14 protein-coding genes and 1 riboswitch are annotated in these 15,813 nt (G+C 43.8%); of the genes, 6 read left to right on the forward strand and 8 right to left on the reverse strand.

The genetic code is table 11. From position 1 onward, the window contains the following. Positions 1-67: 67 nt before the first annotated feature. Positions 68-769, reverse strand: coding sequence for an arginyltransferase (locus tag DBX26_RS05010; RefSeq protein ID WP_118118068.1), 702 nt, complete (start codon positions 767-769; stop codon positions 68-70). Beyond that, a complete protein-coding gene (gene aat, locus DBX26_RS05015) occupies positions 766-1,476 on the reverse strand; it encodes a leucyl/phenylalanyl-tRNA--protein transferase (RefSeq protein ID WP_118118070.1) in 711 nt (236 codons plus the stop codon). Before aat ends, DBX26_RS05010 begins: the two co-directional genes overlap by 4 nt. 39 nt (positions 1,477-1,515) lie before the next feature. Between aat and DBX26_RS05020 the strand changes: the two genes are divergently transcribed. Next, entirely contained in the window at positions 1,516-1,992 is a 477-nt protein-coding gene (locus DBX26_RS05020; protein WP_118118072.1) for a glycine zipper 2TM domain-containing protein, read from the forward strand. Positions 1,993-2,153: 161 nt separating this feature from the next. Beyond that, positions 2,154-3,434 (forward strand): 3-phosphoshikimate 1-carboxyvinyltransferase, encoded by a 1,281-nt coding sequence (aroA, locus tag DBX26_RS05025; RefSeq protein WP_014231325.1) that lies wholly within the window; start codon positions 2,154-2,156, stop codon positions 3,432-3,434. 80 nt (positions 3,435-3,514) lie between these two features. On the opposite strand, the gene DBX26_RS05030 is transcribed toward aroA, so the two are convergent. Further along, on the reverse strand, positions 3,515-3,763 hold the full coding sequence (locus DBX26_RS05030) for a YciN family protein (protein ID WP_014231326.1): 249 nt from the start codon (positions 3,761-3,763) through the stop codon (positions 3,515-3,517). Positions 3,764-4,186: 423 nt separating this feature from the next. Between DBX26_RS05030 and topA the strand changes: the two genes are divergently transcribed. The 4 genes from topA to DBX26_RS05050 all read left to right on the forward strand — a co-directional run bounded on the left by topA (position 4,187) and on the right by DBX26_RS05050 (position 11,309). Further along, on the forward strand, positions 4,187-6,814 hold the full coding sequence (gene topA, locus DBX26_RS05035) for a type I DNA topoisomerase (RefSeq protein WP_118118074.1): 2,628 nt from the start codon (positions 4,187-4,189) through the stop codon (positions 6,812-6,814). A 905-nt stretch (positions 6,815-7,719) separates the two neighbouring features. Beyond that, positions 7,720-8,937 carry a glucose-1-phosphate adenylyltransferase gene (gene glgC, locus DBX26_RS05040; protein WP_014231328.1) on the forward strand — a complete coding sequence of 406 codons (1,218 nt, stop codon included), beginning with the start codon at positions 7,720-7,722 and terminating at the stop codon, positions 8,935-8,937. Then, entirely contained in the window at positions 8,927-10,399 is a 1,473-nt protein-coding gene (gene glgA / locus DBX26_RS05045; RefSeq protein ID WP_118118076.1) for a glycogen synthase GlgA, read from the forward strand. The genes glgC and glgA overlap by 11 nt, the downstream gene beginning before the upstream one ends. Positions 10,400-10,505: 106 nt before the next feature. Then, complete coding sequence (locus DBX26_RS05050) at positions 10,506-11,309, forward strand: alpha/beta fold hydrolase (protein ID WP_014231330.1); 804 nt, start codon at positions 10,506-10,508, stop codon at positions 11,307-11,309. 28 nt (positions 11,310-11,337) lie between these two features. Here DBX26_RS05050 and DBX26_RS05055 read toward each other — a convergent pair whose 3' ends face one another. From DBX26_RS05055 to torD, 5 genes are all read right to left on the reverse strand, one after another. Beyond that, complete coding sequence (locus DBX26_RS05055) at positions 11,338-11,652, reverse strand: DUF2007 domain-containing protein (RefSeq protein WP_118118078.1); 315 nt, start codon at positions 11,650-11,652, stop codon at positions 11,338-11,340. Further along, on the reverse strand, positions 11,652-12,344 hold the full coding sequence (locus DBX26_RS05060; RefSeq protein ID WP_118118080.1) for a TVP38/TMEM64 family protein: 693 nt from the start codon (positions 12,342-12,344) through the stop codon (positions 11,652-11,654). Before DBX26_RS05060 ends, DBX26_RS05055 begins: the two co-directional genes overlap by 1 nt. Before the next feature lie 183 nt (positions 12,345-12,527). Then, positions 12,528-13,118 (reverse strand): TfoX/Sxy family DNA transformation protein, encoded by a 591-nt coding sequence (locus tag DBX26_RS05065; RefSeq protein WP_020332876.1) that lies wholly within the window; start codon positions 13,116-13,118, stop codon positions 12,528-12,530. 116 nt (positions 13,119-13,234) lie between these two features. Further along, positions 13,235-13,323: riboswitch (cyclic di-GMP riboswitch) on the reverse strand. Positions 13,324-13,590: 267 nt separating this feature from the next. Then, positions 13,591-14,595, reverse strand: a complete 1,005-nt coding sequence (gene purR, locus DBX26_RS05070; RefSeq protein WP_118118082.1) for an HTH-type transcriptional repressor PurR — start codon at positions 14,593-14,595, stop codon at positions 13,591-13,593. Positions 14,596-15,028: 433 nt separating this feature from the next. Continuing rightward, the gene (gene torD / locus DBX26_RS05075; protein WP_014231335.1) at positions 15,029-15,676 is read right to left on the reverse strand and encodes a molecular chaperone TorD; all 648 of its coding nucleotides are present in this window, start codon (positions 15,674-15,676) and stop codon (positions 15,029-15,031) included. Positions 15,677-15,813 lie beyond the last annotated feature (137 nt).

A 15,813-nucleotide genomic window follows, 5' to 3' on the forward strand; every position in this document is an offset into this window, starting at 1 on the left:
AATTAGGCAAATTTTAGCGGGCTTTATTTTGCCGCTAAATAGTAATTATGTAAAGTTGGAGCGTATTCTACCCTCGCCAACGCTGATTTACTAGCCTTTGGTGGCGTTGAAAGCGTGTTTTATAGTTCATTGCTGGACATTCATCTATCTGATAACCCAAGTATAGCCATTGCTGGTTGCTTTTTTGGCAGTACTCGATTTGATACAACACCGCTAATGTACCAAGCGATAGAGGGTAATCAGGGTCGAAAAAGGTATAGAATGCACTCGAACAATGAGGCATGACGTCCGTAACGCCAATGGCAACCAGTTGTTCTGATTCATCGTAGACGTGCAAAAATAGTGTGGTAAGCCAGTTAGTCTGTGCAAAGCGAGCGAACTCATCACGTTTGGGTGGGTACATCGTACCGCTCTTATGACGTTTACAAATGTAGCGACTATAGAGCTCAAACCAGTCAGGATCCATCTGCGGTTTCATTTCCCAACGCAAACCTTGCCCTTTATTAAGCAGTCGTTTCTGACTTTTTGAAGGGGTGAAGTCTTTTATCGCCACACGGATAGGTTGGCACGCGTTGCAGTTCTCACAATGTGGTTTATATATCGTGTCACCACTGCGACGAAAGCCGTTAGCCATCAATAGCTGATAGTTGTTTTCTGTATGTAAGCTGTCATCAAGTGCGACCGCAACACGCTCTTGTCGCTCTGGTAGATAGCTACAAGGGTGGTTGTTGGTCAATCCTATGCGAATATGTTGTAGATCCGTGCTCATGATGCTGAATTCCGCAGAACTTGTGGCTCAAAAGTGCCTGAAGCCATTTGCTTTTCTCTTAAAGATAGTAGCTTTTGCATGAACTCGTCCCGATCAAGTTCAAATGCGCCCAGTGAAGCTAAATGAGAGTTCATTACCTGGCAGTCAATCAACTGACCTTGATTTGATTTAAGGTGACGACACAAATACCACAAAGCCACTTTCGATGCGTTATCCTTTAAACTAAACATAGATTCGCCGCAAAACACTTGGCCGACACTTAACCCGTACAAGCCGCCAATCAGTTCATCTTCATGCCATACTTCTACTGAGTGGCAATGCCCAAGCTCAGCAAGTTCTATGTAAGCCATTTGCATGTCTTCGTTGAGCCATGTTTCACTCTCAGGGCGAGTGGAGGAGCAGAGTTGAATCACATTTTGGGTTGCTTGATTCAGGGTGACTTGATAATTGTGTTTTCGCTGAAACTTTCTGAGACTTTTTGATGGTTTAAAAGTCGAAGGATCAAAGACCGCACGAGGAGAAGGGCTCCACCAAAGTATAGGCTCACCAGGCCCGTACCAAGGAAAAATTCCCTGATGATAGCCTTTAAGTATTCTCATCGGGTCCAAGTCGCCACCAAAAGCCAGGAGCCCATTAGGGTCGCTCAGTGCTTTATAGGGAGAGGGGAAGGTGAATGCCTTACCAAGTTCAGTTAAATAGATTGCCATAAAAAGTCATTACCAACATTTGAACCAGAGGAGTTTATGATGACGCGAACACGAAATAGAGCGAAATTGTGGTTTTGGATCATACTGCTTTTACCATTTTTCGCCAATGCAGCTTACGAAAGAAATGTGGCAAAGCCCGTCAACGAAGTTGTCTATGGAAAAGTGGATTCTGTTCGTTATATCACGCAGCAAGAGGTTGTTAAATCAAAAAATAATGGCTGGAAAACGTTACTAGGTGCAACAATTGGTGGGTTGGTCGGAAACCAGTTTGGTGGCGGAACAGGCAAAGAAGTGGCGACCGCCGTTGGTGCGCTTACTGGTGCAGCTGTTGCACAAAATCAAAGTACTGAGCAATACACGGTTGAATCTCAGTTGGTTGAACTTTTGATAAAGGTTGATGGCGACAAACTTATCAATGTTATTCAAGACGTTGATAGAAATATGTTATTTGGCCGCGGCGACGAGGTTCGTCTTTTGTATTTTGATGACGGTGTGCGGGTTGATATGGTCTATTAGGCCCCAGTTTTCAGGCAAATAGATACGCTGACTAATTATTCATAAATTAGCGTAGATTTGCTCTGGTTTTGTATTGATTTTTTGGTTAGTCTGAATCCACGAAGAATTGTTCAGCTCTCAAAAAAACGTGAACTGAGAGCACAAAGGATTATCAACTTTCAATGGAAAGCCTAACGTTACAACCAATCAATAAAATCCAAGGGGAAGTTAATCTTCCAGGATCAAAAAGCGTCTCTAACCGAGCTCTTTTGCTAGCTGCTTTAGCAAAAGGCACGACTCGCCTGACAAACCTTCTAGATAGTGACGACATCCGTCATATGCTCAACGCCCTTACCACGCTTGGTGTTCAATATCAGTTGTCTGAAGACAAAACCGAGTGTGTTGTGGAAGGACTTGGCCAACCATTCTCAGTGTCAGAACCTGTAGAGCTGTTTTTGGGCAATGCTGGCACGGCAATGCGCCCACTAGCAGCTGCGCTTTGTCTTGGCGAAGGTGAGTATGTTTTGACCGGTGAGCCTCGTATGAAAGAGCGCCCAATTGGTCACCTCGTTACTGCATTACAAGATGCTGGTGCAGATATCGAATACCTCGAAAATGAAAACTACCCGCCATTGAAAATTGTGGGAACGGGTTTGAAGTCAGGTACGGTATCGATTGATGGTTCCATTTCGAGTCAGTTTTTAACCGCTTTCCTTATGTCTGCGCCACTCGCTGAAGGCGAAGTGCGCATCAATATCGAAGGCGACTTGGTGTCTAAGCCGTACATCGATATCACGCTGCATATCATGAAGCAGTTTGGCGTTAATGTAATCAACAATGATTATCAGGAATTTGTGATACCTGCTGGTCAGCATTACGTTGCACCTGGGGATTTTCTCGTGGAAGGTGACGCCTCTTCAGCGTCTTACTTCCTGGCAGCAGCGGCGATCAAAGGTGGCGAAGTTAAAGTTACCGGTATTGGTAAAAACAGTATTCAGGGTGACATTCAATTTGCAGATGCGCTTGAAAAAATGGGCGCTGAAATTGAATGGGGCGATGACTATGTGATTGCTCGTGCGGGTAAACTGAAAGGTATTGATATGGATTATAACCATATCCCTGACGCGGCGATGACGATTGCAACCACAGCTCTGTTTGCAGAAGGTACGACAGCGATTCGCAATGTTTACAACTGGCGCGTAAAAGAAACCGACCGTTTGTCTGCGATGGCGACTGAACTTCGTAAAGTTGGCGCTGAAGTGGAAGAGGGTGAAGATTACATCATCGTTAAGCCAGTTCCTCAGCTCAAACATGCTGCGATCGACACCTATGATGACCACCGAATGGCGATGTGTTTTTCACTGGTTGCGTTGAGTGATACACCTGTGACCATCAACGATCCGAAATGTACATCGAAGACGTTCCCGGACTACTTCGACAAGCTTAAATCGCTTAGTTGCTAGTAAGCATTCCACATAAATAAACAGATAAAAAACCAGAGTCAATGTGGCTCTGGTTTTTCTTTTTCTAGGGGCTTGTTTGACTATTTTTTCAGCGTAAATTCTTTTGAAAGATGATGCGCTAGATACTTAAACATATTGAAAACGGCAGTCGTGTTTGCCGTTGGTAATCCTTTCTCATCAAGAAAGTATTCCCCTTTAAAGACTAAAACGTCGTCTTTTTCTTCTACGCTTGTCGCGCGCATACCCTCAATGTAATCATCGTGCTCTTGGATGATTTGGTTAGCGATTAAAAGAAGGTCAAATTCTTCAATAAATTTTCTATCAGACATAACGTTCCCGTCATTCATAACAATCTCAGAGCGAAGAAGTATACCTATTATTAACAGGGGATTATACCCAATGGAATGCAATTAAAGGTTACTCTCTAGCGACGGGTTTTCATCTTAGTCGCCTAAGGTTGCGGATAATAGACAAAAGTTATTTTGTGATGGGTAACAAAATTTCCTTAATTCGATTAGCAGTAGCAAACTTTGCCTGTTTAGATATGCCGACCAGACCTTTCAAAGCCCTGTCTGTTTGAAGTATAAAGACGATGAATTGTCAACCGATCGGATCTGAATTGCAAAAAAGCAGTTGATCTTCTTTTCATCTCGCACAATAGTAAAAAAAGAAGCAATGAAATAGAACATTATGCGGGTGACTTCCAAGTCAGGGGTTTACCCGCATTATTATGAAGGACGTTAGAGTCAGTTATGGGTAAATCACTCGTTATAGTGGAGTCACCAGCCAAGGCAAAGACAATAAATAAGTACCTTGGTAAAGACTTTGTTGTTAAGTCTAGTGTTGGTCATGTGCGTGATCTGCCTACGGCCGGCCAAAGCACTGGTGAGAAAGCAGCTGCCATTTCAACTAAAGGGATGAGTGCTGAAGAGAAAGCACGAGTCAAAAAAGAGAAAGATCGTAAAGCGCTGATCAAAAAAATGGGGATCAACCCTTATCACGATTGGGAAGCGAATTATCAGATTCTTCCTGGCAAAGAAAAAGTAGTTAGCGAATTACAAAAATTAGCCAAAGATGCTGATTACGTCTATCTCGCAACCGATTTGGACCGCGAGGGGGAAGCAATCGCATGGCACCTTCGTGAGATCATCGGTGGCGATGAAGAGCGATACAAACGAGTTGTTTTTAACGAAATTACGAAAAATGCTATCCAGCAAGCTTTCCAGACACCTGGTGAGCTAAATATGGATGGCGTAAACGCGCAGCAAGCTCGTCGATTCATGGACCGCGTGGTTGGCTTCATGGTGTCTCCATTACTATGGAAGAAAGTTGCTCGTGGCTTGTCTGCAGGGCGTGTTCAGTCGGTAGCGGTTAAGTTGCTGGTAGAACGTGAGCGCGAAATCAACGCATTTGTGCCGGAAGAATTCTGGGACATCCACGCAAACACCAAGACTAAAGACAAAGCGGACTTCAAACTGCTGGTTGCTCAGAAAGACGGCGTAGCGTTTAAGCCGGTTAACGAGGCAGAAACCAAAGCAGCGATGTCTGTGCTGGAAAAAGCCAGCTACGAAGTTTGCAAGCGTGAAGACCGACCAACGAAAAGTAAGCCGTCAGCGCCTTACATCACTTCGACTCTGCAGCAAGCGGCAAGTACCCGCTTAGGCTATGGCGTTAAGAAGACCATGATGCTGGCTCAACGCTTGTATGAAGCGGGTTACATCACCTATATGCGTACTGACTCAACTAACTTGAGTGCAGAAGCTGTGGATGCTGTCCGTGATTTCATCGGTTCTGAGTTTGGTGACAAGTACCTTCCAGCTTCACCGTTAAAATACGGCAGCAAAGAAGGGGCTCAAGAGGCGCACGAAGCGATTCGACCGTCTAGCGTTGATGTGAAAGCGGAAGACCTGCAAGGTGTCGACGCAGACGCTCATAAACTTTACGCATTAATTTGGAACCAGTTCGTTGCGTGTCAAATGACGCCAGCAGAATACGATTCCACAACCATCAGCGTCAAAGCTGAAGAGTTCACATTAAAAGCCAAAGGTCGCATCCTGAAGTTTGACGGTTGGACTCGCGTACAACGTCCAATGGGAAAAAACGAGGACACAATCCTTCCTGCGGTGCAGCTTGGCGATAAGCTGAGCCTAGAGTCACTTGACCCGAAACAGCACTTTACCAAGCCGCCAGCACGCTTTACAGAAGCTGCACTGGTTAAAGAACTTGAAAAGCGTGGTATTGGCCGTCCATCGACTTACGCGTCTATCATCTCGACGATTCAGGATCGTGGCTACGTGAAAGTCGACCAGCGTCGATTCTACGCAGAGAAAATGGGTGAGATCGTTACAGACCGTTTGGACGATAGCTTTAATGATTTGATGAACTACGACTTTACCGCGCGTATGGAACAAAAGCTGGACCAAATCGCAGAAGGCGAAGTCAACTGGAAATCAGTACTGGACAACTTCTTTACTGACTTCACCGGTGACCTTGAAAAAGCCGACCTGGATGAGTCTGAAGGTGGTATGAAGCTTAACCACATTGTGATGACAGACATCGAATGTCCGACATGTGGCCGCCCAATGGGTATTCGTACAGCATCCACCGGCGTATTCCTAGGTTGTTCTGGTTATGCACTGCCACCTAAAGAGCGTTGCAAAACTACCATCAACTTAGGCGATGAAGAAGGTATCATCAACGTCTTAGAAGAAGACGTAGAAACCGCAGCGCTACGTGCCAAGAAACGTTGTCCAATCTGTGAAACAGCGATGGACGCGTACCTAATCGACGATAAACGTAAGATGCACGTTTGTGGTAACAACCCAAATTGTGAAGGTTACATCGTTGAATACGGCGAGTTTAAAGTTAAAGGCTATGATGGACCGGTTGTTGAGTGTGACAAGTGTGGTTCTGACATGGTGCTTAAGAATGGTCGCTTCGGTAAATACATGGATTGCACGAGCGAGACATGTAAAAACACCCGTAAGATTCTAAAGAACGGTGAAGTCGCGCCGCCGAAAGAAGATCCAGTGCACTTCCCTGAACTGCCATGCGAAAACTCGGACGCTTACTTTGTGTTGCGTGATGGGGCATCTGGCCTGTTTATGGCAGCCAGCAACTTCCCTAAATCACGCGAAACACGAGCGCCACTTGTTTCAGAGCTTGCGCTTTACGAAGAACGCTTACCAGAGAAGTTCAAATATCTCGCGACAGCACCGCAGGAAGACCCTGATGGTCGTCCGGCAGTGGTTCGTTTTAGCCGTAAAACGAAAGAGAACTACGTTCGCTCTGAAGAGAACGGCAAGCCAAGCGGTTGGACTGCGCTTTATGTCGATGGTAAATGGGAAGTCACCGACAAACGTAAAAAAGCCAAAGCTTAAACGGTACACACAGTAAACAAAAAGGCAGCGAATTCGCTGCCTTTTTATTATTGGTTCCAAATTACCTTCTCTGATTTCGGCGATATTTCATCCTCACACCTTTAGCCTCACAATTTTTACAAATCTTTATCTTCAGGTTTGTCTCATTCATTTTTTAGCAACATGTGTGTCGTAGCGTGAAGCTTACAATCGTATGATATTTACAAGCGTTCAATACAGCGCGAATAAACCGTGCATATTTACGTCGCTAACTATGTAGTGTTTTCGTTCGTAAATTGTTTTCAGAGTGTAATCTATTACATTTTCTAATGTGATCTGAATATCGTATCGAGTAAGTCGTGCCTACCTTATACACAGAATGACGTATTTTAAATTGTAATTAAGGTTCAAATTAGATAGTTTATTACAAAACAAATGCAACAAAATGCATTTAAATCGGTGTCGACAGATAAGAATATTTTAGGGTGTGTTGTTTCGTGATGATATCGGTATCTCGATATTAGGCATTAATACAAATAATGTCGTGGATTTGTCATTTTTTAATTGAGAAGCAAATCACGATTTAGAGTTGCCAAATATCGATAGCTCAATGGATGTGGGCTAGGTACCTATACTAAAAAAGTGCTGACTCTTTGTTGAAAAGAAAATGGAATAGAGCCCCCTTAAACCCTCTTTTTCGCGTTTAAAACTAAAACGAATTTTTGAACTGAGATAAAACGCAAACGCGCTCCACGAAAAGTTAACACACCCTGTAATTTGGCAGAGCAATGCCGAAACTTTTTAATCCACATGATAGGTGCGCAGAGAAGTACTGGATGTGGCTGACAATGTGTTCACTTGATTCCCCACAATACGTTCAATTAAGTGAGCATCCATTCCAAGCTATAACGATACGGAGAACAACAATGGCTGGTGTTTTGGGAATGATTCTTGCTGGCGGTGAAGGCTCACGTTTGAGACCTTTAACTGAATCTCGCAGTAAACCTGCAGTACCTTTTGGTGGTAGCTATCGTCTAATTGACTTTGCACTCAACAACTTCGTCAATGCGGATTTAATGCGCATTTACGTGCTGACCCAATTTAAATCGCAATCCCTGTTTTATCATTTAAAAAAAGGATGGAACATCAACGGAATCACTGATCGTTTCATCGACCCGATTCCTGCTCAGATGCGTACCGGCAAGCGTTGGTATGAGGGCACGGCAGATGCTATCTATCAGAACCTTCGTTTTATGGAAATGGAAGAGCCTGACCAAGTTTGTATTTTTGGTTCTGACCATATCTACAAAATGGACATTAAGCAGATGCTGGATTTCCATATCAGCAAGCAAGCTTCATTGACCGTATCGGCTCTGCGTATGCCACTAAAAGAAGCTTCTCAGTTCGGTGTTATCGAAGTGGATAGCGAAGGGCGCATGATTGGCTTTGAAGAAAAGCCAGAAAATCCTAAGTCGATTCCTGGCGAGCCTGACTACGCGCTGGTCTCAATGGGGAATTATGTCTTTGAAGCGAAAGAACTGTTTTCTGAGTTGATCGAAGATGCGAGCAACGAAGAGTCTTCCCATGACTTCGGTAAAGACATTATTCCTAAAATGTTCCCACGTGGGGATGTGTTTGTTTATGACTTTAGCACCAACAAGATCAATGGTGAGAAAGAGCAAGTTTATTGGCGAGATGTCGGTACGATTGATGCCTACTGGCAAGCACATATGGACTTGCTAGAAAAAGATGCACCATTTTCGCTATATAACCGTAAATGGCCACTGCATACCTATTACCCGCCTTTACCACCTGCGACGTTCACGGACTCAGACAACGGTCGTGTCCAAATTATCGATAGTCTGGTGTGTAATGGCAGCTACATTCGAGGCTCCCGTATAGAAAAATCTGTACTTGGTTTCAGAAGTAATATTGCATCTGCATGCGATATCAGCGAATGTATACTCCTTGGTGACGTTAAAATCGGTGAAGGCTGTGTTTTACGTCGAGTAATAGTGGACAAGAACGCTGATATTGCACCTGGCACACAGATTGGAGTGAACCTTCAGGAAGACAAGAAGTACTTCCACGTGTCGGATGACGGTATTGTTGTTATTCCTAAAGGAGCACGAGTTGGCTACTAACAACTTATCTATTCTGTTTGTAGCGTCTGAAGTCGAAGGATTGATTAAAAGTGGTGGCTTGGCTGATGTAGCCAAGGCACTGCCTGAAGCGCTCCACGGACTTCAGCAAGATGTACGTATTACCATTCCCGCATACAATGGTATTGAAAGGCTTTCTGAAGCGGAGGTGTTGTTAGAAACGCAGCTAACCTCGTGGCCGCATACAGAATATCGAGTATTAAGGCTGTATCTCGGTGATACGCCAGTTTATTTGATTGATTGCCAGCCGTATTTCAACCGCCCATCAATGTATGCTGAGAACAACGAAGCGTATTCAGATAATGGTGAGCGATTCGCCTTTTTCAGCGCAGCTTGCTTAGACATGCTACCTAAGCTGGATTTCCGACCTGACATCGTACATGCCAATGACTGGCATACTGGCCTTGTGCCATTTTTGTTGAAGCATCGATACGGATCTGACCCATTTTATGCAAATATTCGCAGCGTGATCTCGATTCACAACGCAGTATTTAAAGGGGTATTTAGCTATGATGAGGTGCAATGTCTGCCAGAGTTTCAGAGCAGAAATGTACCCGATGCAGCCGTCAGTTCAACGCACATTGCGATGCTTAAGGCAGGCGTGCTAAACGCTGACAAAATCAACGCGGTAAGCCCTACTTATGCTGAAGAGTTACAGACTGAGCTTGGTAGTCATGGCATGGCGTGGGAGTTCCAACAACGAGCTAAAGATTTAGTTGGTATACTCAATGGCTGTGATTACAGCGCCTGGAATCCTAAAACCGATGCTTATCTGCCGTTGAACTACGAACCTAATCACCAAAGCATGGTTGAAGGCAAAAGTGCGTGTAAAAAAACGCTACAGCAACGTCTGAACTTAGCCGAGAAAGACTGTGCGATGTTTGGCATGGTTTGTCGCCTGACAATGCAGAAAGGACTGCATTATTTACTGCCAGCGTTGACGGACTTCCTCAAGCACGACGTGCAATTAGTTGTGGTCGGAACTGGTGATCCAGTTCTTGCTACGCATTTAGAAGAAGTCGCTGAACAGTTCCCAGATAAGTTTGTCTTTGTTGACGCCTATGACAATGAGCTTGCTCATTTGGTTGAGGCTGGGTCTGATTTCTTTTTGATGCCGTCTGAGTTTGAGCCGTGTGGACTTAATCAGATTTACAGCATGGCTTATGGCACGTTACCGATTGTGCGAGGCGTAGGCGGTCTAAAAGACAGTGTGAACGATTATGATGTTGACTCGTCTGATGCAACGGGTTTTGTGTTTTATGATCCTACACCGCAAGCCTTGTTGTTAACCATGCTTAGGGCACTGTTGCTGTATACGCAAAATAATGCCGAAGTAAAACGAGTTCAATTGCATGCAATGCAACAGGACTTTTGCTGGCGCAAAGCTGCGGAAGAATATTTGGAACTCTACCATTCTGCGTTAAAGTCAATTAGCCTTGCCTAAAATTGTAACAAATGGCACCTAATTCGGTGCCTTTGTTATCGTGAGCAATCCTAGTGTGATAGGATTGCTTCCTCTAAATTAATAACAATACTATTATTACTGGTATATGACTGAGCCACTACTTTTCCATAAAACCTACTTGCACCCCACCAGTAATGAGTGGGTTGTTTTCGTGCATGGTGCTGGTGGCAGTTCTTCGATTTGGTTTAAGCAAATAAAAGCCTATAAGCAGCACTTTAATTTAGTGCTCATTGATCTAAGAGGGCATGGCAAGTCAAATCAGTTACTAAAAGAACTCATTACCAGTCGCTATACCTTTACTGAAGTTACCCAAGATATTTTGAAAGTGTTGGATCACTTAAAAATCCAATCCGCGCATTTTGTCGGCATGTCATTAGGGACGATCATTGTTCGAAACATTGCGGAGTTGGCGTCTGAACGTGTGAATTCAATGGTGTTAGGTGGAGCGGTTACTCGTCTCAATACACGCTCACAAATCCTCGTCAAACTGGGCAACTTTGGCAAACATATCTTGCCTTACATGTGGCTGTATAAACTGTTCGCTTATATCGTGATGCCACAGCGCAATCAACGCGAATCTCGCCACCTGTTTATCAGGGAAGCCAAAAAGCTCTGCCAAAAAGAGTTTAAGCGCTGGTTTATCTTGGCGGCGGATGTGAATCCGTTAATGAAGTACTTTAAAGACAGAGAATTAGCGATTCCCACTCTCTACTTAATGGGTGACAGAGATTATATGTTCATCCAGCCGGTTAAAGAGATGGTTGCAGCACATAAACTGAGTGTGCTCCGTGAGATCCCCAACTGTGGCCATGTTTGTAATGTAGAACGTCCGGAAGACTTTAATCAGTACTCGATTGAGTTTATCAAACAGCAAACATTAGTTGCTTAACGTTTCTAGGTGACTGGCGCCATTACGCTTACTCAATGTGGTGGCCACAACGCCAGCACGCGCCAAATTGCCCTTCATTGATTTCCGAACATTGAGGGCATTTCCAATCTTGATAGGTGTTTGGCTGAGTCTGTTTTTGATAGGCTTCAATAATAGCCAAGGCTTTCATCTTTTGTTCTGGATTCAATAACCACACGTACGGGTCGGTATCATCCCCGAATGGTAGTTCCCCCTTCAATCCGAAAAGACCTTCACCGCGAACTTCACAAAGAATTTGCTCGGTTCTCAGCAACTCACAAACGATATGCGCTTCTGCCGGATTTCTCGCTATAAATATCTTCATCAAGGGTTTCCATTTGGCTGTACTTGAGTGGGTCTGAATCTATTCATCAGCCATTTAGCAATGATAGGAAAAAGCCCAAGCAACGCAAATGAAGCTAACACGCTCGGTGAGACGATATCCGAGAGGCTTTCAATCGTTGCCAGTTGAGTTCCGGCATTGAGATAAACAGCGGTGCCTGGAAGCATTCCTATTTGGCTGGTCAAATAAAAGCGGCCAACAGACATCGGGGTTAATCCCATTAATAGGTTGATTAGAAAGAAAGGGAACACAGGGATCAATCTTAATGAGAGTAGGTAGGATGAACCGTCTTTTTTGACGCCGTCGTTAATCGCGGTGAGCTTTGAACCAAATTTGCTTTGTACCCAATCTCGTAACAAGTAACGGCTACTCAGAAAAGCCAGCGTTGCCCCGATGGTGCTGGCGAACGAGACTAAAAGTAAGCTAGTCCAAAAGCCGAATAGAGCTGCGGCTAACAGAGTAACGACCGCTGCACCGGGAATAGAAAACGCAGTGATAGCCACATAGGCCGCAAAATAAACCGTAACCGCCAAGATAAATCTCTGGTCAATATAGGCGTTAAGAGCCTCTTGCTGCGCTTTGGCGTTCTCTAAAGTGAGGTACTGGCTAAAGTTAACAGCTAATAAAATGATCGTTAATAGCAGTATTAAGCCAAAAACCAGTTTTTTATTCATTGTCGTACTCCAGAAGGATAGCCTTGTTCTAAAAGGTTAACAGATACCATTGATGAAATATGTTACTTGATATTATTTGATTGATATATGGAGTAATAGACAGGTTGAGCCTGGAAAAAATTTCAAAAAAAACCGCAGTCAAAGCTGCGGTTTTTATACGTACGATAGGTTTATACCTACAGATTAAGAAAGCGCATTTTCCAGCTCTTCTCTGCGAGATTGAGGAACGACGCTCCAGTGCGTGCCGTTTATCGCTCCTTCTAAAGCCCAGAGTAGCTCAATACTTACTTTTGCGGAGTGAGAGTCACGTATCGCTTTGTAAGCATTCAATGCACCTTTCTCTTCAAGTTGTTCAACTGATTTTATACCAGCTTTCTTAAGCATTCGTTCAGTCGCTAGTCGTAAGTTAGGCAGGTCTTTCAACCTGTCGGGCTTACTACTTGCCTGTTGCTTTTTTTCCAAATTGGCTTGTTCTAACGACTTTTTCGCTACTTCTATCAAGCGTTCACTCGATTCCCACAAGTCGTCGGAAATCGCGTAGTACTTAGTAACGACTGGAAAACCACGCTTTTTATAAACGTACGGTTTTAGCCCTTGCTTCTCGAAGTTAGATGAAGTTTGCTGGTCTGCTCGTATGTGAAGTTGATCATTCACAACCAGTGCAAACATCGTTTCATCAGCGAAAAGTCCGAAGCCACCAAACATTGAGCGCGACTTGATCGTACCAAGTGCCTCAAATAGCTTCATAGAATCTTTGAGTATCGGTTTATCCATGATGTGTTATCTCGGTGTAATTATTATTACGCCACCAAAAGTCAGGTCCGAGAGAGTAGCAAATACATGCAAGCACAATGTCATTAAAGGGTAAACTCATCATATGCATATTTGCCATCGGTAACCCCGCTACCTTCCATTTATAAAATGGTTAAGGCCGGAAGCTTTGCGTCCCACCCTTTCGGATGGTTTGCCCTGTGCGTGACATGTTGAGAATACTTTTTATCTTGAATTAACATCACAATCTAGAGATCAAAGTGTGATATTGCTTCAGTAAAACGCAGTGCTTTTATGGTGTTTGTTTCATATTTAAGATTGGAGTTTGAGTGCGAGTGGCTAGGTTATGTGAGATGGGTTGTGTTTATACAAAACAGTAACTTATAAAACGTTTACTGACTGTAGTGAACAAAGAGTGCGATAAAAGTTAATTTTCGGATAAAAAATAAGCGCTCCGGAGAGCGCTTGTTAGTAACTATTTGAGTTTTTTAACAGTATTTCGAACGACCAACTCTGGCTGCATTTCAAAAATGCGTTTTTCGTGTTGCTTGTCTTTAATACGCTCAAGCAGAATCTCGAAAGCATTTTTACCGACACGGCGTTTTGGCTGGTGAATCGTTGTAAGCGGCGGAGAGAAGTACTCTGCCAATTCGATATTGTCGTAACCAATAACAGAGACGTCGTCAGGAATCTTAATACCGTTCTGTTGTAGACGGCTCATCAAGCCCAACGCCATCGTGTCATTGAAACAGAATACCGCAGTAGGGCGTTTCTCCATCGCGGTAATTTTGTCTGCGACCAAAACTGCGGTATCGCATTCAAAGTTACCTTCAAGAATCCAGTCTTCATTGACAGGAATGTTGGCTTCTGCCATCGCTCGACGGTAGCCCGCAATGCGCTCTTGGCAAGCGAGTTTTTCAAAGTGACCACTCAAGCAAGCAATATCAGTATGACCATTATCAATCAGGTACTTGGTCGCGATATAACCGCCTTCTTCCGAGTTATCCATAATTTTGTCTGCTTGCGAGCTTTCTGGGCCCCAGTCCATGACAACTTTCGGGATATCTGCATGACGGTCAAGCATTTGCTTCAGCTCTTCTGTCAGGTCAGAACACATCACCAGTATGCCATCTACACGCTTTTCAGCGAGCATGCGGATGTAATCTCTTTGCTTTTCATAGATACCACCAGTGTTACACAGAATCAGCGTGTAGCCTTGGCGGTAGCAGTAACTCTCTACACCATCGATGACTTCAGAGAAGAATAGGTTGGTAGATTGTGTCACCAACATGCCGATGGTGCGAGTTGAGTTACATTTCAAGCTACGAGCAACCGCACTTGGTGCATAGTTAAGCTCATCAACGGCTTTCATTACTTTTTCTTGTGTTGCTTCTGCAACAAAACGCGTCTTGTTGATAACGTGCGAAACTGTAGTTGTAGAAACGCCGGCTAATCTAGCAACGTCTTTTATAGTGGCCATACATGGTGTCCTGTTTCGAGCTACGAATATACCGCGGAGGATAAACCTTTTTGCTGTTCGTCTTTTGTAAACTTAGCGCAACAAAAACAATGGCGCTGAGTATGTTTAGCAGTGGTTACTCCGAAGTCGGTAGAGGGTATGTAGCGACAGTGGTTGATAAAGCTCATTTCTTCCATCGAATGAAGAATCGTTATCAACCTATTAAGAAAACACAAAAACCGCTTTATTTCAGCGGTTTACATTAAAATCATATTTAATCGTTTGCGTTCACATTTTAGCCCTATGCGGGCAAGCTGGCAATAATTTAAGCAATGGTTTTGTGCCTAATAAGTCACATTTTGATTGCTAAAAAGCGAGCGATTGGAACGATTTATATAGTTAACGAATAAAAGATAGGGAACCTAAAAGACAGGCTCCCTAAAATAGGCGGCAATTATTCACCAAGAAGGTAAGCGCTGTCCAGTTTACAAAATGCAATTAATAGTTGCGCGACGCTGGCGTAGAAGCCAAATTCATCCAGTTGCTGACACTTGTGAGCGAACTTCGGTAACCAGGACATGAGTTGGCTTTCGATGAATTCATTTTGTTTAACAAAGGCTTCTTCCATGTGCTTTTCTTGCTCAAACTCATTAGAGCGAATGATCATGTTACCCAGGAAGTCCAGTTCTACCGCTAAGTGGTCGGCTGGCTCTTTTAGACGGTCGTCCACTTGGACACCAAACTCAGCCATCAACTTTTCCATCTCTTCGGCGGGTTTGTCGTTGAGTAAACCAGATTCACCAATGTACATGGAAGCGTAGGGAAGCGCGCCGTACTTTTCTGTCTTCAAGAATAATTCACAAAAGTCAGCAGCAAGCTCTAGCTGAGCATCTTCGCGGTCTTGCAGGCGATTTAGTGCGTCGACGAGGCTATCAATGGAAGGTTTGAGAGATTCATTTTCACCTAAGCCCGCCAAAAAGCTGCGAATTTCAACACTGTGGTAAGCCTCCAGCTCTTTGTCTGTCAGTTCTTTGGCGAATAAGCTAGAAAACCACCAATAAATTTCGGCGCGTTTTTCGTTAAAAGCTTTCACTTCTTGCATTTTAGGCTCCTGAATGATGCCTTCTTTCTGGCATCACAAAATCAAATTCAGATGTCCTTTAAGTGTAATCAATTAAAATGAACAGCAGTAACTATAACTATGATGTTTTATGGCGAAATATGTCCATTTATTAACAG

It is taken from the genome of Vibrio sp. dhg, from assembly GCF_003443775.1.
GTDB classification, from domain to species: domain Bacteria; phylum Pseudomonadota; class Gammaproteobacteria; order Enterobacterales; family Vibrionaceae; genus Vibrio; species Vibrio natriegens.

Bases quoted from the DNA above. Each gene is read 5' to 3' on its own strand.
- aat (WP_118118070.1), bottom strand. From the start codon at position 1,476: ATGGCAATCTATTTAACTGAACTTGGTAAGGCATTCACCTTCCCCTCT.
- DBX26_RS05055 (WP_118118078.1), bottom strand. From the start codon at position 11,652: ATGAAGATATTTATAGCGAGAAATCCGGCAGAAGCGCATATCGTTTGT.
- DBX26_RS05030 (WP_014231326.1), bottom strand. From the start codon at position 3,763: ATGTCTGATAGAAAATTTATTGAAGAATTTGACCTTCTTTTAATCGCT.
- aroA (WP_014231325.1), top strand. From the start codon at position 2,154: ATGGAAAGCCTAACGTTACAACCAATCAATAAAATCCAAGGGGAAGTT.
- purR (WP_118118082.1), bottom strand. From the start codon at position 14,595: ATGGCCACTATAAAAGACGTTGCTAGATTAGCCGGCGTTTCTACAACT.
- topA (WP_118118074.1), top strand. From the start codon at position 4,187: ATGGGTAAATCACTCGTTATAGTGGAGTCACCAGCCAAGGCAAAGACA.
- DBX26_RS05010 (WP_118118068.1), bottom strand. From the start codon at position 769: ATGAGCACGGATCTACAACATATTCGCATAGGATTGACCAACAACCAC.
- DBX26_RS05050 (WP_014231330.1), top strand. From the start codon at position 10,506: ATGACTGAGCCACTACTTTTCCATAAAACCTACTTGCACCCCACCAGT.
- torD (WP_014231335.1), bottom strand. From the start codon at position 15,676: ATGCAAGAAGTGAAAGCTTTTAACGAAAAACGCGCCGAAATTTATTGG.
- glgC (WP_014231328.1), top strand. From the start codon at position 7,720: ATGGCTGGTGTTTTGGGAATGATTCTTGCTGGCGGTGAAGGCTCACGT.
- DBX26_RS05020 (WP_118118072.1), top strand. From the start codon at position 1,516: ATGACGCGAACACGAAATAGAGCGAAATTGTGGTTTTGGATCATACTG.
- DBX26_RS05060 (WP_118118080.1), bottom strand. From the start codon at position 12,344: ATGAATAAAAAACTGGTTTTTGGCTTAATACTGCTATTAACGATCATT.
- DBX26_RS05065 (WP_020332876.1), bottom strand. From the start codon at position 13,118: ATGGATAAACCGATACTCAAAGATTCTATGAAGCTATTTGAGGCACTT.